Origin of the sequence: Inquilinus sp. YAF38 (assembly GCF_052113205.1) — a bacterium.
Taxonomy (GTDB): domain Bacteria; phylum Pseudomonadota; class Alphaproteobacteria; order DSM-16000; family Inquilinaceae; genus Inquilinus.
In genome coordinates this window covers 34070-54334 of record NZ_JBFRCU010000009.1, presented here as the reverse complement: position 1 = coordinate 54334, position 20265 = coordinate 34070, and the positions used below count along the sequence as shown (strand labels likewise).

The window sequence follows — 20265 nt, the reverse complement described above, 5'->3', positions numbered from 1 at the left end:
ACATGAACGGACGGATCACGACGGCGCTGCTGGCCACGACGGCCCTGCTGGCCTCGGGCGCGGCGATGGCGGAGACCAAGACCCTCTACATCGGCATGAATGGCGGCGACATGGAGAAGGCGTTCACCGAACACGTCTTCCCGGCGTTCGAGAAGGCCAATGACGTCAAGGTCGTGGTCGTGCCCGGCACCTCCTCCGAGATCCTGGCCAAGGCGACGGCGGCCAAGGACAACCCGCAGATGCACCTGATCTTCCTCGATGACGGGGTGATGGTGCGGGCGATCGGCATGGGGTTGTGCCAGAAGACCGAGCCCGACCCGGTGCTGGACGAGTTGTACCCCGCCGCGCGGATCAAGGACGACATGGCCACCGGCGTGACCCTGGGCCTGACCGGCCTGGGCTACAACACCAAGATGTTCCAGGAGGAGGGCTGGGCCGCCCCGACCTCCTGGATGGACTTGGCCGATCCGAAATTCGAGGGCAAGGTCGTGTTCCAGTCGCTGTCGAGCAGCACCTACGGGCTGCACGGCTTCCTGATGGTCAACCGCATCCAGGGCGGCAGCGAGGCGAATGTCGAGCCCGGCTTCGGCAAATGGGCCGAGACCATCGGCCCGAACGTGTTGGAATACATCCCCAGCTCGGCCAAGCTGTCGGAGATGGTGCAGACCGGCGAGGCCGCGATCTTCCCGCTGACCCCGACCGCCATCGCCGGGATGCAGAACAAGGGCATCCCGGTGGCCTACGCCCAGCCCAAGGAGGGCGGCGTGCTGCTGATGGTGACGCAATGCGTCGTGGCCGGGAACACCGAGCCGGCGCTGGCGCAGAAGCTGGCGCATTACCTGCTGAGCGCCCAGGCTCAGGATCCGGCGCTGCAATATGGCGGCCAGATCCCGTCCAACAGCAAGGTCGCCGGCGCGACACCGGAAGCCGCCAAGATGCTGACCGAGTTTCGCGGCTATCTCGATCACGCCGTGGTGCTGGACTGGGACCAGATCAACGCCCACCGGCCGGATTGGAACGACCGCTGGAACCGGACGGTCGAGCGGTAAGCGTCTCCGTTTACGAGGCCACCTACCCTTCATCGTCATTGCGAGAAGGCGAAGCCGACGAAGCAATCCAGGCGCACGCCAAACGCCCCTGGATTGCTTCGCTGCGCTCGCAATGACGGTATTGGAGCTCGATTCAGTCGAGACCGGCGCCCGACACAATGCGGAGCGGGTCCCCGGCGTCGACCGCCGGGGACCGCCGCCACGATCAGGCGAGATCGAACCGATCGAGGTTCATCACCTTGGTCCACGCCGCCACGAAGTCCTTTACGAACTTCGCCTGCGAGTCGGAGGCGCCGTAGACCTCCGCCAGCGCCCGCAGCTGCGAATGCGATCCGAAGATCAGGTCGACGCGGGTCCCGGTCCACTTGACCTCTTCCGTCTTCCGGTCCCGGCCCTGGAACACGTTCTCGGCGTCCGAGGACGGCGCCCATTGCGTGCCCATGTCGAGCAGGTTGACGAAGAAGTCGTTGGTCAGCGTGCCCACCCGCTGCGTGAAGACGCCATGCGAGTTCCCGACATTGGCGCCCAGCACGCGCAGGCCGCCGACCAGCACCGTCATCTCCGGCGCCGTCAGCGTCAGCAGCTGCGCCCGGTCGACCAGCAACTCCTCGGGCGTCAGGGCCAGCAGCGTCTCGCCGAGATAGTTGCGGAACCCGTCGACCTTCGGCTCGAGCGGCGCGAAGGAGACGACATCGGTCTGCTCCTGCGACGCATCGGTGCGGCCCGGGGTGAAGGGCACCTGCACGTCCTGCCCGGCATCCTTCGCCGCCTTCTCGACCGCAGCGCCGCCGGCGAGGACGATCAGGTCGGCCAGCGAGATCTTCTTGCCGCCCGACGCCGAGGCGTTGAACTCCTGCTGGATCGCTTCCAGCTTAGCCAGCACCGTCGCCAGCTGGTCCGGCTGGTTGACCGCCCAGTCCTTCTGCGGCGCCAGGCGAATGCGGGCGCCATTGGCGCCGCCGCGCTTGTCGGAGCCGCGGAAGGTCGACGCCGAAGCCCAGGCGGTCGAGACCAGCTGCGGCACGGTGAGGCCGGAGGCCAGCACCTTCGCCTTCAGCGCGGTGACGTCCGACGCGTCGACCGGCGGATGGTCGACCTCGGGGACCGGATCCTGCCAGATCAGCGTCTCCTTCGGCACCAGCGGGCCGAGATAGCGCACCTTCGGCCCCATGTCGCGATGGGTCAGCTTGAACCAGGCGCGGGCGAAGGCGTCGGCGAACTCCTCCGGATGCTCGAGGAAGCGCCGCGAGATCTTCTCATAGGCGGGATCGAACCGCAGGGCGAGGTCGGTGGTCAGCATCCCCGGCGCGTGGCGCTTCGACGGGTCGTGCGCATCCGGAACCTGGCTGGCGCCGGCGCCGTCCTTCGGCCGCCACTGCTGCGCGCCGGCCGGGCTCTTGGTCAGCTCCCATTCGTACTGGAACAGGTTCCTGAAGAACTCGTTGCTCCACTTCGTCGGCGTCGAGGTCCAGGTCACCTCCAGGCCGCTGGTGATCGCGTCGCCCGCGTGGCCGGTGCCGTGGGTGCTGCGCCAGCCCAGGCCCTGGTCCACGATGTCCGACCCTTCCGGCTCGACGCCGACCAGGGACGCGTCGCCGGCGCCGTGGGTCTTGCCGAAGCTGTGGCCGCCGGCGATCAGGGCGACCGTCTCCTCGTCGTTCATCGCCATCCGGGCGAAGGTCTCGCGGATGTCGCGCGCCGCGGCGACCGGGTCCGGGTTGCCGTTCGGGCCTTCCGGGTTGACGTAGATCAGCCCCATCTGCACGGCGCCGAGATGGCCCTGCAGCTCGCGGTCGCCGCTGTAGCGCTCATCCGCCAGCCACTTGCCCTCAGGACCCCAGAAGATGTCGTGGTCGGGTTCCCAGGTGTCAGGGCGACCGCCGCCAAAGCCGAAGGTCTTGAAGCCCATCGACTCGAGCGCGACGTTGCCGGTCAGGATCAGCAGGTCGGCCCAGGAAAGCTTGCGGCCGTATTTCTGCTTGATCGGCCACAGCAGCCGGCGCGCCTTGTCGAGATTCCCGTTGTCCGGCCAGCTGTTGAGCGGCGCGAAGCGCTGCTGCCCTCGCCCGCCGCCGCCGCGGCCGTCGCCGATGCGATAGGTGCCGGCGCTGTGCCAGGCCATGCGGATGAACAACCCGCCGTAATGGCCGAAATCGGCCGGCCACCAATCCTGCGAATCCGTCATCACGGCCCGCAGGTCCTTGATCACGGCGTCCAGGTCGAGGGTCTTGAATTCCTTGGCGTAGTCGAACGCCTCGCCCATCGGGTCGGACAGGGCGGAGTGCTGGTGGAGCACCTGAAGATCCAGTTGGTTCGGCCACCAGTCGCGGTTGGTGGGCTTGCGGCCACCGCCTGTGAACGGGCACTTGCCTTCGTCAGCCATGTTCCCTCCGTTTGCGTTCCGCAGTTTCAATTTTGAATCATTCTAAAACCTACACGCCGCTTTGGCCAAGGGCGAATAAGTTCGAACGTGATCTCATCCGGGAACCCGCGCCGGTCTCAATGCCCCATCCGCGGCCATCGAGGTCGATGGAATGCAGTGGTGAGGGATGGGACGCTCATCGCCCGAGAGGCCCCGCGGTTCGTGAGGCCTCGGCACGGATTCAGCGCACGGTCTCATGAACCGGTGCGAGGGTCAGAACCGATAGGCCAGCCGCCCCAGGCCGGCATGAGAGGAATACCCGTCGCCGACCTCGGTGCTGTACTGCAGTCGGAAATCCCAGCTCGTGCTGCTCAGCACCTCGGCACCGAGGGTGAACTTGCCCAGCACGTCCGGAATGGGTGTCGTGGCACGGAAGCCCCGGCTGCCCGGCTGATCGGCGAACCGCGCCGTCGCCGCCCAGTCGCCGTTGGCGTTCAGCTCGACGCCGGCGCTCGCATATGGACGCAGCACCGCAGTCCCGCCGAGGGGAATGCGCGCCCCCACCTCCACCGCCGGAATCGCCGCGAAGGCCGTGGCGCCCTCGGACTCGACGGCAAGGTCGAACGGGCCGGCCCCCGTCTCGGTGTAGCTGTTGCCGTGCACATAGGTCAGGTGCAGGTCGAGGCGAGGCTGCACGTACCAGTCCGCGATCGGCGCCTGGTAGGCGAGGCGCGCATGGGCGCCGACATGCCAGATGTTCGGCGAGGCGTCGGCGGTCCCCTGGAAGCTGCCGGCTTCGACCGAGCGCCGGCTGTCATACCAGCCATAGCCGAAGTCGAGCGCACCCGAGGCCTGCCACGGCCCGGTCTGGTAACGGAGGGACGCGCCGAGCAGCAGGCTGTCGCCGCTGACCCGCGCGTCGGCGCCGTCGCCGCGCAGGCTGCTGCTCTCATACCCGATGGAGCCGCCGAGGAACCAGGCGGGAGCAATCTCGCGCTGGCCGCCGGCCTGCAGGGTCCAGGCGCTCGTATGGTAGCCCAGCGCGTCCCCGGTGCTGTCCTGGTCGGCCACGCCGCCGAAGGCGCGCGACCAGACGCAGCTGGCCTCATCCTGGGTCCGGCCGGCGCCCCCGAAGGTCGCGCATTCATCCAGCATGTTGGTGACGAAGCCATGGCTCGAACTGTAGCGGAGGGCCGCGACTGCGCCGACCGTCTGTCCCGAAAGGCTGCTCAGCGCCCGCGCGTAGCTGCTTCCGTCCGCGACGCCGGCAAGCGCGGTGAAGCCTTCATCGAGCGCCGCACCGCTGTCCCAAAGCCGCTGCAGATGCGCCGCCACCTGCCGCTGGTTCCGGCCCAGCGGACCGGCCGCCGCGGTGAACTCCGCCACCGGCTGCACCTGCAGGCTGTTGCCGGACTGTTGCGCATCGAAGCGGTAGAGATGGGTGCGGTTGACCGTGAAGCCCGGATCGACCGCCAGCCCCCCGGCTGCGCTCAGCACCGTCACCGGGCGGTTGGCGAGCGACAGCGGATGCACCTCCACCACGCCGCCCAGGCGCGCGGTGCCCCGCACATCGAGGAGATCCGCCGAGCCGGTGCCGTGGTTCGTCTCCACCACCAGGCGGCCCGTGGCGCCCTGCACGAGGTCGCCCGTGACTGTCGTCCTGCCGATCGCGCTGGCGCCGCCGACCTGCAGGCTGCCGGCGTTGCGCAGCTGGCCGCCGTTCAGGTCGATGGTCGTGAAGGCCTCGATCACGCCGCCGGGACGGTTGTCCAAGACATTCCCGACCCCGCTGTTGGAGATGATGTCGCCCGAGATCGTTCCCGTGTTCGTGACCTGGGTGTTGCCCGCCGGCGTGTCGGTCAGGATCGCAATGCCACCGACCGCGGCAGTGATCCCCCCCGCATTGTCGATCTCGTTCTGGGCACCGCCCATCAGCCGGATGGCCGCCGCGTCGCGCTGTCTGGGGTCTTGACCAGCGGGGAAGGCAGGGTCGGGCTTGCCGCCGTTAGCCTCCGAAAGGCTATCGATCGAAATTTTGATCTTGCCTGCTCCCTGTCCTCCATCACTCTGGGCGAAGATGCCCGACGACCCCGTCGAAAACGACTGGACCCGGCTGTTGACGAGCGAGATCGTTATGGCCCCGCCGCTGCCATTGCCGCCGGCCGTGCCCCGCGCCTGGATCTTGTTCTGGGAGCCGTCGGCGTTGTTGTAGTTCACCATGCCGCCGCCGCCGCCGATGCTCTGAGCGAAGATGGCCGGGGCATAAGCGCCCGTGGTCTGAACGCGGGCGTTCTCCGCAACGATCGAGATGTCTCCGCCATTGCCGGTGTTGGACTTCACGGCCAGCGCCGTACCCGTCTGGTAGAGGTGGACCGAGGACGGATCGCCGGCGAAGCCGCCGCCGCCGCCGATGCTCTGGGCAATAATGCCGTAGGCGCCGTCGCCGGCGGTGGAAATCGCCGTGCCCGTATTGAGCTGGATGGTGACGGAGTCGCCGTCGCCGAAGGCGCCGCCGACCCCGCCCGCTCCACCCGGCAGGATGATCTGCCCCCCGACGGCCATCCCGCCGCCACCCCCGATCGACTGCGCCAGGATGCCATGCGCGTCCAGGCCGGATGTGGTGATCGGGCCGCTTGTGGTGACGAAGACGTGCTCGCTGTCACCGCCGACGCCGTTCCGGCCGCCCAGCGACAACGTCAGGCCGTGGACGTCGCCGATGCGCCCTTGCGGGTTGTCGACGAGCTTGGAGGGATCGAAGGTCTCGTCGGTGGTCATCGTCCGGACCAGCCCGCCGCCGCCGCCGACACTCTGGGCAAAGATGGCGATGCCGTGCTTTCCGGTGGTGGTGATCGCGCCGTCCGACGTGACGGCGACCGCGGCGCCAATCCCGCCGCCGCCGCCATCGCCGCCGATCCCGACGGAGAGGCTCTTCAACGAGCCGCTGACGGTGCCGGCCAGCGATCCTTCGCCGCCGCCGMCGCCGACGCTTTGCGCCATGATGCCGAACGCGGCCACACCCTGCGTCAGGATCTTGGCGCCCGCCTGGTTGGTGACAATCACGACACCGCCGTTGCCGCCGCCGCCACCCTTGCCGCCCACGCCGATTGCGGTCTGAATCGGCGTGTCGTCGGCGGCGCCGCTGGTCGAGCTTGCGGCGCCGCCGCTGCCGCCGCCGCCGCCGACGCTTTGCGCATAGATACCATCCGACTGGGCCCCGTAAGTCGCGATCAACCCGGTGTTGGTCGCGTTGGCCGCGCCGCCGTCGCCCGCGGCCCCGCCACTGCCGCCGACCGACACCGAGACGTTCACCTTGACGGCGGTGCCCTTCTGCGCGTCACCCGATTGCGGCTGCGAGAAGATTCCGTTCAACTCGTCGTAGGTCGCCTGGATCTCCTCGCCGATATGCCCGATCCGCAGAATGCCGTCGCCGAGTTTGGTGACCTCCTGATTGAGGCCCAGACCGCCTGACAGGATGTCGAACAGCGCCTTCGCGTTCGAGAGAACGGCCGCTCCGCCGGCGGTGGCGCCGCCTTTGCCGCCCTTGCCGCCGCCGCCGCCGATGCTCTGCACCGACAGGCCGATCGCATCGGTACCGCGGGTCACGATGCTGCCGCCATTCGCGACCGTGGCGGTGTTGCCGTTTCCGCCCGCGCCGCCGCTCCCGCCGACACCGACGGCAACGCTCAGCGTGCCGCCGCCGGCGGTGGCGACTCCGCCCCCGCCGGCCCCCCCACCWCCGCCGACGCTTTGGGCAAACACGCCATCGGACCCGTCGCCGACCGTCGTCACCGCGCCGGTGCTGGTCACATCGACGGTGTCGGCGTGGCCGCCGGTGCCGCCGGTCCCGCCGACACCGATCGACGTGGCGACGCTGAACTTTGCCTGGCTCGCTGCCGACGAGGCATCGCCGGCGCCGCCGGATCCGCCGCCGCCGCCGACGCTCTGGGCAAAGACGCCGTAGGCATCCTGGCCYAGCGTGGCCACGAGACCTTCATTGGTCACCGTCACCGCGCCGCCGGTCCCGCCGGTTCCCCCGGAACCGCCGACCGCCACCGAGACCGAAACCGTGAGGCCGCCCTGGGGGCCGCCGGAATAGGACGCTGCCGTGCTGTCGCCACCCGTGCCGCCACCGCCACCGACCGATTGCGCCATCACCCCGATGGCGCCGTCGCCGGCCGTGGCGATCAGTCCCGAATTGTCGAGCCAGACCTTGCCGCCGGTGTTGCCCGACCCGCCCTGGCCGCCTGTCGCCACCGAGATCGAGATGGCGGGGACATACTTGCTTGGCGAGAGATCGACCGCACGCGCCGCCGCGGCCCCTCCGGTTCCGCCCCCGCCGCCGATGCTTTGGATGAGGATTCCGGTGGCGTCCGCGCCGTAGGTCGTGACCTGGCCGCTGTTGCTGACGAAAACGTTCCCCGCCGGGCCGCCGCTGCCGCCGCGGCCGCCGACCGCGACCGCCGCAGTCGGAAGGATGCCGGCGGTAAAGGTGAACGCCGCGCCCCCCTTGCCGCCGCCGCCGCCGATGCTTTGCGCCTGGATGCCGGCCGCATGATCGCCATAGCTGGTGATCAGCGACTTGTTGGCGACGCTGACCAGGCCGCCGACGCCGCCACCGCCCGCATCGCCGCCGATCGCCATCGAAAAGAATCCGGTGCCCGTCGAGGCCGCACTGCCGCCGGCGCCACCGGACCCGCCGATGCTCTGCGCCAGGATGCCCGCGCCGCCGAGCGTGCTGGTGGACGCGAACACGCCCCCCGCCAGGTCCATGCTGACGACCCCGCCATTGCCGCCGAGACCGCCATTGCCGCCGATGGCAACCTGGGTGCCGATCGCGATATCGTTGGTGTCGCCGCCCACGCCGCCGCCGCCGCCCACGCTTTGCGCCACCATCGCGATGGCGCCCCTGCCGGTGGCGATCACCGAGCCGTCGGGCGCCTTGACCACGGCCGCGCCGCCATTGCCCCCTGCGGCGCCGGCGCCGCCCTGGGCGTTGAAACTCGCATTGCCGCCGTTGCCACCGGCACCGCCGACGCTCTGCACCAGGGCGCCATGGGCGAAAGCCCCCAAAGTTCGGACGGTGCCCGTGCCGGCAGGGTCGCCCAGGATCAGGGTCGCAGTCCCCCCGGCGCCGGCGAATCCGCCGCCGCCCGCCTGGCCGACAATTCCACCCGCATCGGCACCGAGCCCACCGACGCCGCCATTGGATTGGACCAGGACGCCCTGACCACCGCCCTGGCTGGAATAGGCGACCGAGCCAAGAATGGTGGCGCTGGCATTCCCGCCGCTCCCGCCATTCCCGCCGCTGCCACCGACCGGCCCAATCCCAGCGCCTTCGGTTCCCCCATTGCCGCCATCGCCGCCGGTGGACGACACATAGAGTCCGGCGCCCGTCGAACGGGGCGGGGCCAGGTTGACGGTGACACTGCCGCCGCTGAACAACAGGCTGGCTGTGCCCGCATTGCCGCCCGCACCGGCATTGCCGCCCTGGGGGGAGGCGAAGATTGAGGACGATGCCGCGCCTCCGGCGCCTCCGACCCCGCCATCTGCGATGGCAAGCAAACCGAATTGCGCGGAAGTGACAGTGCCGCCCAGCCAATTCAGCGACACCGAGCCCCCCTGACCGCCATTGCCGCCAACGCCGCCAACTGGGTCGAGGATCGCGTCTCCAGTGGCAGCATTGCCTCCGCTCCCGCCCGAGCCGCCGCGGGACTGCACCAAAACGCCGGCATCATCCGCTTGGATAGAACCGCTTGCCGTAAGCGCGACTGATCCGCCGGCCCCCCCTTGCCCGCCATCGCCCCCACTCTGGCGGAAGGTTCCCCCATCGTTGGAAGCCCCCCCGTCACCGCCGGCGGCGCCTGCGGACAACACGTGGAGTCCGTAAGTGGCCAGACCGGTCTGTGGATCCGGAACGAAGGTGCCGTCGAACCCGACAGCAATATTGCCGCCCGCCCCACCGGCGCCGCCATCGCCACCCTGTTGGTCAGAGGCGGTGAAGCCGTTACGACCGCCGGCGCCTCCACCACCACCCACGCTGGCGATGTACGCGCCGATGGTGGAAATGCTGTCGACAGTGTACGTGCCGCCGATGATGTGCAGGGCCGTGTTGGTGCCGCTGATCTGCCCTCCGGCTTGGCCCGGACTGCCAGGGCCGCCGGATTCGCTGTAGCCCCCATCGCTCCCGATGCAGCCGGTGATGCCCGACGAGGTCACCACATAGGGCTTTAGCGGTGGATTGCCGAAGCTCTGGTTCGAGAAGTTCGCCGTGACCGCAGGCGGCGGAGACGGATTGCTGCTCGAGTTGCACTGCGCCTGCGCCGCGGTGGGGACCGCGATCTGGGCGAAGGCGATGCCGCCGAATGCCAGGCCGATGACGTCTTTTCGAGTGCTGCCCATTTGCTTCACCAGGTCCGCCGGAAGACCGCCCTGAGCTGATGGTTGTCGGTGCTGCCGCCGACTTCGCCGTCGTAGCCGACCGACAGGGAGGTGTTGGCGGCGATCTCGGTTGCGGCGGAGACGCCGATCACGGCGCTGTCGCGCGCCGCCGTGGCGCCGGAGACCGTGAACCGCGGACCGGATGCCTCGTCGAAGGCCGCCGTGATCGGCCGATCCGTGTCGGCGAATTCGTGCATCCACCCCACCCACACGCCGACATCCAGCGGCCAGCCGCCGCCGAGATCGAAGCCGGCGGCGAGGTCGGCGCCGAAGGTCGAGCGCACCGAGGTGGTGGTCTGCGACTCGACGTCGAGATTGAAGTCGCTCCCGCCCGTCTCGGTAAAGCCATCCTGATGGACCGAGGCGATCTGCAGGCGGCCGAAGGGGGTGATCGACGTGTCGGCCGGCAAGCCCAGCCCGATCCTGTAGCCGGTCTCGATCTGGCCGAGGAACTGGTCGGCGCTGGTGTCGCCGTTGGCGCTGCCGCTCTCCATCCCCGGAAGGGAGACTTTGCGCCGCATGTCGTTGGAGGCATTGGCGTAGCCCGCCAGCGCATCGGCATAGAAGGCGCCCTGGGTGAAGGAGCCGTAGAGAGCGACGCTCAGCGCATCGGTGTGGCCGTCGCCCCGGAAGCCGTCGACCGACTGCGAGCCGCCGACATAGCCGCCGGCGATGCCGACCAGCAGGCGCGGATCGAGGCGATAGTCGATTCCGAAGGCGGTGCCGCCCAGAGTGTAGCTGAGGTCGGCGGCGTTGCCGTCGCCGTCGACGCCGCCGATGCTGCCGATGCCGCCCAGCCAGGCGGAGAAGCGCGACGGCGTGACAGCGTCGGCGTCGCAGGCGGCCTCGCACGACTCGGCCAGCGCCACGCTCGGGGGCGCGCCGAGGCTCGCGCCGCGCCGGCCTGCCATCTGGCGGCCGACCGCATTCATGAACAGCTGGCTCGCCTGCACGTTCACCGTGCCGAAATCGGCGTAGGGCTGGCCGCTCAGCGCATCGAATGCCGCCCCGCCCTGCGACGGTTGCAGGTTGGCCACTGCCGTGATCAGGCCGCCGTCATCGCCGGCGGCGATGACGTCCAGCGCGCCGCCGACTGCCTGCTGGTTGGCGGTCCGGCCAGCCGAGCGGAAGGCATCGGGCGGCAGCGCCAGGGTGAGGTAGATGCTGTGCAGATCGGGATCGATCGAGGCCTCCGGCACCAGGAACCCGACGCCGCCGGCCAGCTCACCGACCCAGACGTTGCCGCCGGCCTCGGTCGTGATGATCGTGTATCTTGTGTCGGGTGTGTAGATGCCGGCGTGCGGGACGACCAGCAGCGTGCCGGTATGGATCCTCACCGCGTGGCCGGCGCCGACCACGCTGACGCGGTCGCTGTCGCCCTGGGGATCGACCTCGACCTCGTAGGTGCCGCTGTTGAAGGTGAAGTCGCCGTCGACCGTCAGGTGGCCGATCGAGTTGCCCGGGCTGATCGTGCCGCCATTGTTGGTGATGCTGCCGGTGATGTTGCCCACGCCGTTGAGCGTGCCGCCCTGGTTGACCGTGACGTTGCTGGCCAGGTGACCGTTGATGGCAAGGGCGCCGGCATTGATGGTCGTGCCGCCGCCGACGCTGCTGGTGCCGGTGAAACTGAGTTTGCCGGTGCCGTTCTTGGCGAGCGTGCCGGTGCCGGTCATGGCGCCGGCATAAGTGCCGGCAAAGTCCTGGTCGAAGATTACCGCGGAATTGTTCGCGATGGCGCCCTGCAGGCTCTTGCTCGTGCCCTGCAAGGTCCCGGCCGAAACCGTGGTGCCGGTGCTGTAGCTGTTGTTGCCGCCCAGGATCAGCGTGCCGGCGCCGGTCTTGGCCAGGCTGCCGATGCCGGTGATGGTGCCGGCAAAGCTGCCGTCCGTGGCCTGGTCGAACGTGACCGATCGGGCGATCGTGTTCTGCGCGTTGGCATCGAAGGCGATGTTGCCGCCGCCCAGGGTCGAGGTGTTGCCCTGCAGCGTGCCGCCGTTCTGGTAGATGGTCCCGATTGCGCTGCTGGTGCCCGCCAGGACGAGCGTGCCGGCTCCGATCTTGGTGAGGCCGCTTCCTGCGGCCACTTGGAGGTCCCCGCTCAGGGTGAGGGTTTGGCCGGCGTCGACCYGGAACGCGCCGCCCCCGTTCTGCAGCAGGAAGGGCCGCGGGGTGGTGAAGGTCCCGGAGGCCCAGAGATTGCCCCCCTGGATCAAGGTGACGCCCGTGCCCGCCGCGCCGAGCTTGTCGTCGGACGCGATCTGCAGCGTGCCTTGCGCCACGAACGTGCCGCCGGTGTAGGTGTTGGTCGCTCCCGCGAGAGTCAGCACGCCGAGGCCGTTCTTGATCAACTGGCCATTGCCGGTGATGTTGCCGGCCCAGGTGAGAGGATTGACCCCGAGGGTGATGGCGCCCCTGCCGGCCAGGGTGATGGGGCGGGTCATCGAGAGGCCTGCGACCGCATCCTTGGTCGGTCCGATCGTCCCGCCGTTCTCCAGCGTGATCCCCGTGCCGGCCGCGCCCAGATTGGCGTCGGAGGTGAACGACAGCGTGCCGCCGCCGACGACCGTGCCGCCGGAATAGGTGTTGACCCCGGACAGGATCAGCGTGCCAAGGCCGGACTTGCCCAGCCTGCCGCCGCTGATCTGGCCGCTCCAGGTCACAGGGCTTGCGACGTCGTCTCCGACGAACATCCCGCCGGTGGTGTCGATCGTGACGGGTCGGCTGAAGACCTGTCCTCCCGCCCCCGAACCGACCCCGATCGTGCCGTTGTGGAGACCGATGACGTTGCCGGCCTTGCCCAGGTTGGCGTCGGAGGTGAACAACAGCGTGCCGCCGTCGACCTCCGTGGCTGCCGAATAGGTGTTGGTTCCGCTGAATGTGACGGCACCGGTACCGCGCACGGTGACGGCGCCGGTGCCCGACAGGTTGCCGGCATAGGTGCCGGCGCCGGCCTGGTCGAAGACCACGCTGGCATTGTTCAGGATGTTGCCCAGCAGGCCCGCGGTGCTGCCCTGCAGGACACCGGCCTTGACCGTGATTCCGCCGGAATAGGCGTTGGCCCCGGTCAGGATCGTCGTCCCCGCACCGTCCTTCACCAGCGACCAGCTGCCGGCGTTGGGGCCGGTGCCGCCGGCACCAGACTGGTCGACGATGGCGTCGCTGATCACCTGTGACAGCCCGGCACCGGGAGTCAGGTTCAGCGTCCCGTTGCCGCCGAGAAAGAGTCCCGATCCGATGCCGGCGCCGGACTGGCCGCTGGTATGGCCGGATCCACCGCTGCCACCGGCGACCGTGTTTCCGGAAACGTTGATCGAGCTGGCCAGGTTCAGGGTGCCGCCTTGCTGGACGAAGATCGCACCGCCAAATCCGCCGCCGCCGCCGCCACCACCGCCAAGGCCGGATGCGCCGGCGCCACCCGTGCCGCCCCCGAAGCCACCGGGCATCGTGGTGGCACCGCTGCCGCCGCCAGCGCCGCCGCCAAACCCGCCGATGCCGCCGAAGACGCTGGCGCTGCCGCCCCCGCCGCCGCCAAATCCGCCGTTGGCTCCGCTTTGATTCTGGAAGCCGTCGCCGCCACCGCCGGCGCCGCCATTGCCGCTCGCGAAGAAGCCGGCGTCTTCGCCATCGGCCCGGTAGCTGCCGCCGCCGCCGCTGGTATTGCCGGTGCCGGCGCCGCTCTTGCCGCCATTGCCGCCGCGCGCCGAACCGTTCTGCGCGCTGACGTTGCTCACCGCCACCTGGGCGCCGGTGGCGACGAACAGCGCGCCACCGAGTCCGGCGCCGCCGCCGCCGGCGCCGCCCTCTTCGCCGTTTCCGCCTCTGCCGCCCTGGGCGACGGCATCCTTGATGGCGAGATCGTTGATCGCGACCGTGCCGGACTGCACGAACAGGCCGCGATACTTGTTGTCGCCCGACAGAGTGAAGAGTCCGCCGTTGACGGTCACGTTCTTGGTCACCGTCGGCAAGTTGTCGCCGAGGGTGATGTTGCCGGTGAAGGTGATGGTGTCGCCATTCCCGGCGCTGCTGATGGCGTTCCTCAACTGGGCGTCGGTGCCGACCTTGAAGTTTGCGGCAAGCGCAGGGCCGGCCGGCCACGAGACGCCCACGGCAAGGCCCAGGACGAGCAGCACGGCCGGGGTCCGGCGCATGACGGGGGTCCGGAGGCAAGTGCTGTCGAGGAGCGCCCGTGCCGCTGCGCGGCCGTGACCCTGCAAACCGGTGATCAATTCAGCCCCCTCAGGTGCACTTTCCCACATCATCTTTGCGGCAGTGCGGAGGGGAACAGCATCCCCTGCGTTTGGAACGCGTCGGATTTCTTTGTCTTTTCCAGGAATATGCCAATATGGCGTCGGCAATGGGCGGGTGGCCCGTCAGCAGGGAACTCGAGTGGCACGAGACATCGATCGGAAGTTTCGTCTCACCGCGGCCGTACTGGGTGCGGCCACGCACAAGGATCTCGCCGCCGCGTTTCGGCGCATCAATCCGGCGACGCCGTTCGATGTCGACCGCGCCTACAAATGGCTGCAGGGCCGTGCCCAGCCGCGCGAGCGGCAGATCTACGAGGACTGGTCCAAGGTGCTCGGCCTGGACCGGCCCGGCCAATGGATCGCGGACTGCGACATCGAGGCGTTCCTCGACGAGATCTGTACCCGCCACGGCTGTGACCGCGAGGATCTGCTGCACCGCCTCGGCGAGCCCGCCAACCGCCGCAACAGATCGGGATCGGTGGAGCTGGCCGGCACCTTCGTCTGCTATTCACATGCCTGGTCGCCCTATTTCCGCGGCAGGCTCGTCCGGGGCGAGCTGACCCTCGGGGTCGAATCGAGTCCCAATCGGCTGCCGGTCTCCTACACCGAGGTGCTGCCCACCGGCACTCTGGCGCTCAAGGGCGCCATGTTCCTCTCCAAGCATGGTCTGCACATCCAGGTCGGCGACCTGACGGGAGACGCGCAAGCCATCACCTTCTGCCTGTTTCCGGCGGCTCCGCCCGCCAGCGTTCTGGGCGGATTGATGCTCGGCACGACCCTGATCAGCCCCGATGCCCAACCCTCGGTGACACGCGTCGTCCTGGTGCGGCTGCCCGCGGCGAGCCCGCAGCTGCGTTCGGTCGACGCCTATCTTCCGCGGCAAGGCTCGGTGGCCGAAGACCTGGCTCAGTTCGGCCTGCACGTCGGCGACGCCACGGCCGTCGACCTCCGTCTTGCCGAGTTCCTCAGCGGCAGCAGCGACGGCTTCGATCAGGTGCCCGTATCGGCCTATCGCGCACTGGCGGACCTGTTCGATCGCGATTGGCTCGTGGGCGCGGCGCGGCGCCCCGGGTCGCTGCGCGTCATCGCCGGCGGCGCGTGAACGCGTCCCGCGATTTCCGCGCCAATCCTCGCCAGATCCTTTCACCGTACGCGGCCTCACTCTTGCGTTCTGACGGCCATCCATGTTACCGGTCACATCAATAAGAACGACAAATCGACCTCAGGCCGTGGGGAGGGCCGACATCATGCTTGCCATCGATCGCATCCGCCTGACCGTACGGACCGCCCGGCCCTGCCGATGATGCGTCCCGTGGCCTGCTGCGCCTGCGTGCGACCCCGCCCCGCCCGCCGGCCTGCCGCCGCGGCCCGGATGCGCCGGGATGCGCGGCCCAGTCGGCGCCGGGCTGGATTCGGAGCAGTTGCACGGCCGATCGAGAGCCAAGCCATGCCCAAGCGTTCCTTCCGGCCGACCATGCGGGACGTTGCCCGTCTCGCCGGGGTCTCACCGATGACCGTGTCCCGGGTGCAGGCCGGCAGCAGCCGGGTGGCGCCGGAGACGCGCGACCGCATCCGCCGGGCGATCGAGCAGCTCGGCTATGTCGACGACAAGGTGGCCGCCGCCCTGTCGTCGCGCCGCACCGGCTTCATCGCCACGCTGGTGCCGACGCTGACCAACTCCAACTTCGCCGATACCGCGCATGGGCTGTCGGAGGCGCTGCGCCGGACCGGCTACCAGCTGCTGATTGGCTATACTCTCTACCGGATGGGTGAGGAGGAAGCGCTGGTGCGGGCGATGCTGGAGCGCCGGCCGGAGGCGATCGTGCTGGCCGGCATGCATCACACCGAGGCGGTGCGGACCATGCTGCACAGCGCCGGCATCCCGGTGGTCGAGATCTGGGACTGCGGCGCGACCGCCCCGATCGACCGGGCCGTCGGCTTCTCCAACATCGACGCCGGCCGGGCCGCGGCGCGGCACCTGATCGCGCTGGGGCACCGCCGCATCGGTGGCATCGGCCCGGCGGTCGGCGGCGCCTCACATGATTTCCGCGGCGAGGCCCGGCTGGTCGGCTTCACCGAGGTGCTGCACCAGGCCGGGCTGCCGGCCGACGCCGTCGTCCATCGCGGCCACGTGCCGGTGTCCTTCGCCGGCGGCGCCGCTGCCATGGGCCATCTGCTCGACACCGCCGGGCCGATCGACGCGGTGTTCGCGGTCTCGGACCTCGCCGCCGTCGGCGCCCTGATGGAATGCCATCGCCGCGGCATCGCCGTGCCGGGGCAGGTCTCGATCATGGGTTTCGGCGATTTCGAGATCGGCGGGCAATGCGTGCCGGCGCTGTCGACCGTGCGGATCGATGCCGAAGGCATCGGCCGCCGGGTCGGCGAGCTGCTGCTGCGCATCCTCGACGCCGGGGACGACGCCCCGGCGCCGCCCCGGGTGATCGATGTCGGCTTCGAGATCGTCGAACGGGGCTCCACCGCCAGGAGGCCCGCCTGAAAACCCCGCTTCCGGCCGTCCGGAGGCCACCAGCAAGACGGCACAAGCCGCCGCTTCCTTTCCTCTGTTCTGGGAGAAGTTCCATGCCCAAGATCGGTCTCCGCCACCTCATGGCGGGTTGTGCTCTGACCCTCGGCCTCACCGCCGCCCTGCCCGCCCTGGCGCAGGACACCCTCACCGTCTGGGTCACCAAAGGGTTCTACAAGGGCGAGGACGCCGCCCTGACGGACCTGATCGACCGCTACCAGAAGGCCACCGGCGTCAAGGTCGAGCTGTCGCTGTATTCGACCGAGGACTGCATCGTGAAGTCGGTCGCCGCGGTCGAGGCCGGCACGCCGCCGGATGTCGGCTACTGCACCACCTATGATTTCCGCACCACCGGCCAATGGGCCTTCGAGGGCCGCCTGGAGGATGTCAGCGACGTCATCAATCCGATCAAGGACCAGTTCCAGCCCGACGCGCTGGCCACCACCTTCCTGATGAACGGCAAGACCGGGCAGAAGGCCTATTACGCCTTCCCGATCGAACGCCAGACCATGCACATCTTCTACTGGAAGGACATGCTGCAGGACGCCGGCTTCAGCGAGGCCGACATCCCGACCGAGTGGAACGCGTACTGGGACTTCTGGTGCGACAAGGTGCAGGCCGGCCTGCGCGCCAAGGGCAAGCGCATCTACGCCATCGGCCATCCGATGAGCGTCGCCGCCTCCGACACCTTCTTCAGCTTCCTGACTTGGGCCAACGCCTACAACGTCAAGATCGTCGACGAGAGCGGCAAGATCGTGCTCGACCAGCCGGAGAACCGGGCGGCGATGATCGAGGCGGTCAAGGCTTACAGCTCGATCTTCACCCGCGGCTGCACCCCGCCCTCCTCGGTCAACTGGCTCGACACCGACAACAACGTCAACTTCCACAATAAGACCACGATCCTAACCCACAACGCCACGATCTCGATCCCCAGCAAGCATCTGGACGATTCGACCAACCAGACGCTGACCGAGGAGCAGCGGGCCCAGGCGAAGAAGAACTACGAAGAGAACATCCGCACCACCCTATTCCCGAAGAAGCCGGATGGCGGGACGCTGCCGAACCTGGCGGCGACCAAGACCGCGGTGATCTTCGCCGACTCCAAGAACAAGGTGCAGGCCAAGGAGTTCATGGCCTTCATGCTGAAGGACGAGAACCTGACGCCCTTCGTCGAGGGTTCGGTCGGCCGCTGGTATCCGGCGACCAAGTCGGGCGCCGCCCGGCCGTTCTGGACCGACGGCAGCGACCCGCACCGCGCCGTGGTGTCGAAGCAGTTCACCGGGGGCACGGTGCCCTTCCCCTTCGTCTACAACTATCATTTCACCACGGTGAACGCGGAAAACGTCTGGGCCAAGGCGCTGAACCGCGTGGTCCAGGACGGCGTCTCGCCAGACCAGGCGGTCGATGAGATGATCGCCCGGATCAAGGAAATCGCCGGTTAAGCACCGACCTGCCGGCCCGACCCGCGCGCAACGCCGCGCGGGTCGGGCCGCAGCCCTTTCTGAGAGAGGACCAGCCGATGACCGCGACCACGGTCCATGCGATCCCGGCCGCCGCCCATCGCAGCCATCGCCGCATCTGGGCGACCTGGGGGGCGATCATGCTCATCCCCTACATCGCCGTGTTCCTGGTGCTGGTGGCCTATCCGGTCGGCTACGGCCTCTATCTCGGCGCCAACCCGGCCAGCTACCGGCGCCTGTTCGCCGACCCGATCTTCCTGACCGCGGCGGTCAACACCATCCTGTTCCTGCTGATCGCGGTGAACGTGAAGATGGTGATCGCGCTCGGCCTGTCAGGCTTCTTCGCCGTGCCGCGCTGGTGGATCCGGCTGCTGCTGGTGCTGTTCATCCTGCCCTGGGCGGTGCCGTCGATTCCGACCATCCTGTCGTTCCGGGTGATGCTCAACCCCGAGACGGGCATGATCAACCAGCAGCTGTTCCAGCTGTTCGGGATCTTCGAGGGCCCGCCCTGGCTGACCAATCCATGGCTGGCCTTCTTCTGCACGATCGTGGTCCATATCTGGAAGTCGCTGCCGTTCTGGACCCTGATCCTGCTGACCGGCCGCCTCGCCATCGCCCGCGACCTCTATGAGGCCGCCTCGGTCGACGGCGCCTCGCGCTGGCAGCGCTTCCGCTTCGTCACCTGGCCGTCGGTCGCGGCGCTCTACGTCACCTCGACCATCCTGTCGACGATCTGGACCCTGGGCGACTTCAACAGCGTCTACCTGCTGACCGGCGGCGGCCCGAACGACAGCACCCAGGTGCTGGCCACGCTCGGCATCCGCTACCTGCGCAACAACGCCCTCGACCTCGGCGTCGCCTCGATCATCGTCGCCATGCCGCTGGTCCTGCCGCTGGTCTTCGTCATGGTGAAGCGCCTGTCCAAGGGAGGCGAGGCATGAAGCGCCGGCTGAACGAAGCGGTTCTGGTGCTGATCGCCGTCCCGGTGGTGCTGTGGACGATCGTGCCGCTGTACCACCTGTTCGTGCTGGCGATCTCGCCGCAGGACGCGGTCCTGGCCGGGACGCTTTGGCCGGAGCACCCGACCTTCTCCAACTTCCTCACCGTGTTCCGGCAGCAGCACTACTATCTCAGCAATTTCTGGCTGCAGCTCGGCAACAGCTTCTTCATCGCGGTCACCACCGGGGTCGCGACCCTGTTCGTCGCCACCTGCGCCGCCTTCGCCATCAGCCGGCTGCGGGTCAAGGGTGGCCGCCAGGTGATGAACCTGGCGCTGGCCACCTACCTGATCCCGGCCGCCTTCCTGGCGGTGCCGATGTACAAGACCATGGGCTCCTACGGCCTGCTCGACACCCAGACCGCGCTGATCCTGGCGATGATCGCGCTGGCCTCGCCCTATGCCATCTGGGTGCTGAAGCAGGCCTCGGACAAGCTGCCGCGCGAGCTGGACGAGGCGGCGATCATGGACGGCGCCAGTCCGCTGCAGATCTTCCGCCTGGTCTACCTGCCGCTGATGCGCCCGTCCCTGGTGGCGATCGGCATCTACGCGCTGATCCTGGCCTGGAACGAATATCTCTATGCGTTCCTGCTGCTGTCGAGCGAGAAGGCGGCGCCGCTGTCGGTCGGGCTGGGCCTGTTCCTGTCGGCCGACGATTCGCCGTGGAACCTGCTGATGGCGACCGGGCTGATCTACGCCGTGCCGCCAGCGGTGATCTACTATATCTTCCGCAACGCCATGACCAGCGGGCTGACCGCCGGCGCAGTCAAGGGCTGACCGGGCGTTCAGCCAATGAAAAGGGCGGCCGAAGCCGCCCTTTTCCAGCCAACGAAGGCGCCCGCCTACTTCGGCGTCGCCTCGGTCATGATCTGCTGCCGCGCCACGGCCAGCAGCGCGTCCATCTTCTTGCGCAGCCGATGGTCGGACAGGTCGACGTCGTGGATCTTCAGGTCGGCATAGACCTTGTCGTGCACGTCCTCGTCGGTCTGCTTCTCGAAGTCCGACATGATGACCTCCTTCGCATAGGCCTCGGCATCGGCGCCGGTCTTGCCCAGCAGCTCGGCCGCCCACAGGCCCAGCAGCTTGTTGCGCCGGTTCTGGATCCGGAACAGGAGCTCCTGGTCGTGCTGGAACTCCGCCTCGAAAGCCTGGCCCCGCGAATCGAACGTCGTCATGCCGAATTCCCTC

The 20265-nt window shown here is 68.7% G+C and carries 10 protein-coding genes; 6 read left to right on the top strand and 4 right to left on the bottom strand.

All coding sequences use genetic code 11. From position 1 onward, the window contains the following. Nucleotides 1-2: 2 nt before the first annotated feature. The gene (locus AB4Z01_RS06075; RefSeq protein ID WP_441691624.1) at nucleotides 3-1049 is read left to right on the top strand and encodes an ABC transporter substrate-binding protein; all 1047 of its coding nucleotides are present in this window, start codon (nucleotides 3-5) and stop codon (nucleotides 1047-1049) included. 205 nt (nucleotides 1050-1254) lie between these two features. Here AB4Z01_RS06075 and katG read toward each other — a convergent pair whose 3' ends face one another. From katG to AB4Z01_RS06060, 3 genes are all read right to left on the bottom strand, one after another. Beyond that, entirely contained in the window at nucleotides 1255-3432 is a 2178-nt protein-coding gene (gene katG, locus AB4Z01_RS06070; RefSeq protein ID WP_441691622.1) for a catalase/peroxidase HPI, read from the bottom strand. Between the two features lie 252 nt (nucleotides 3433-3684). Further along, complete coding sequence (locus tag AB4Z01_RS06065; protein WP_441691619.1) at nucleotides 3685-9810, bottom strand: hypothetical protein; 6126 nt, start codon at nucleotides 9808-9810, stop codon at nucleotides 3685-3687. 5 nt (nucleotides 9811-9815) lie between these two features. After that, nucleotides 9816-13997 (bottom strand): autotransporter domain-containing protein, encoded by a 4182-nt coding sequence (locus AB4Z01_RS06060; protein ID WP_441691616.1) that lies wholly within the window; start codon nucleotides 13995-13997, stop codon nucleotides 9816-9818. A 238-nt stretch (nucleotides 13998-14235) separates the two neighbouring features. On the opposite strand from AB4Z01_RS06060, the gene AB4Z01_RS06055 reads away from it, so the two are divergent. The 5 genes from AB4Z01_RS06055 to AB4Z01_RS06035 all read left to right on the top strand — a co-directional run bounded on the left by AB4Z01_RS06055 (nucleotide 14236) and on the right by AB4Z01_RS06035 (nucleotide 19854). Next, nucleotides 14236-15198, top strand: coding sequence for a hypothetical protein (locus AB4Z01_RS06055; protein WP_441691613.1), 963 nt, complete (start codon nucleotides 14236-14238; stop codon nucleotides 15196-15198). Nucleotides 15199-15543: 345 nt separating this feature from the next. Then, nucleotides 15544-16593: a LacI family DNA-binding transcriptional regulator gene (locus AB4Z01_RS06050; RefSeq protein WP_441691610.1), complete on the top strand. Its 1050-nt coding sequence runs from the start codon at nucleotides 15544-15546 to the stop codon at nucleotides 16591-16593. Between the two features lie 83 nt (nucleotides 16594-16676). Then, nucleotides 16677-18062: an ABC transporter substrate-binding protein gene (locus AB4Z01_RS06045; RefSeq protein WP_441691608.1), complete on the top strand. Its 1386-nt coding sequence runs from the start codon at nucleotides 16677-16679 to the stop codon at nucleotides 18060-18062. Nucleotides 18063-18139: 77 nt separating this feature from the next. After that, the gene (locus AB4Z01_RS06040) at nucleotides 18140-19021 is read left to right on the top strand and encodes a carbohydrate ABC transporter permease (RefSeq protein ID WP_441691605.1); all 882 of its coding nucleotides are present in this window, start codon (nucleotides 18140-18142) and stop codon (nucleotides 19019-19021) included. Continuing rightward, complete coding sequence (locus tag AB4Z01_RS06035) at nucleotides 19018-19854, top strand: carbohydrate ABC transporter permease (RefSeq protein ID WP_441691603.1); 837 nt, start codon at nucleotides 19018-19020, stop codon at nucleotides 19852-19854. The genes AB4Z01_RS06040 and AB4Z01_RS06035 overlap by 4 nt, the downstream gene beginning before the upstream one ends. 65 nt (nucleotides 19855-19919) lie before the next feature. Here AB4Z01_RS06035 and AB4Z01_RS06030 read toward each other — a convergent pair whose 3' ends face one another. Further along, complete coding sequence (locus AB4Z01_RS06030; RefSeq protein ID WP_034833006.1) at nucleotides 19920-20252, bottom strand: DUF1476 domain-containing protein; 333 nt, start codon at nucleotides 20250-20252, stop codon at nucleotides 19920-19922. Nucleotides 20253-20265 lie beyond the last annotated feature (13 nt).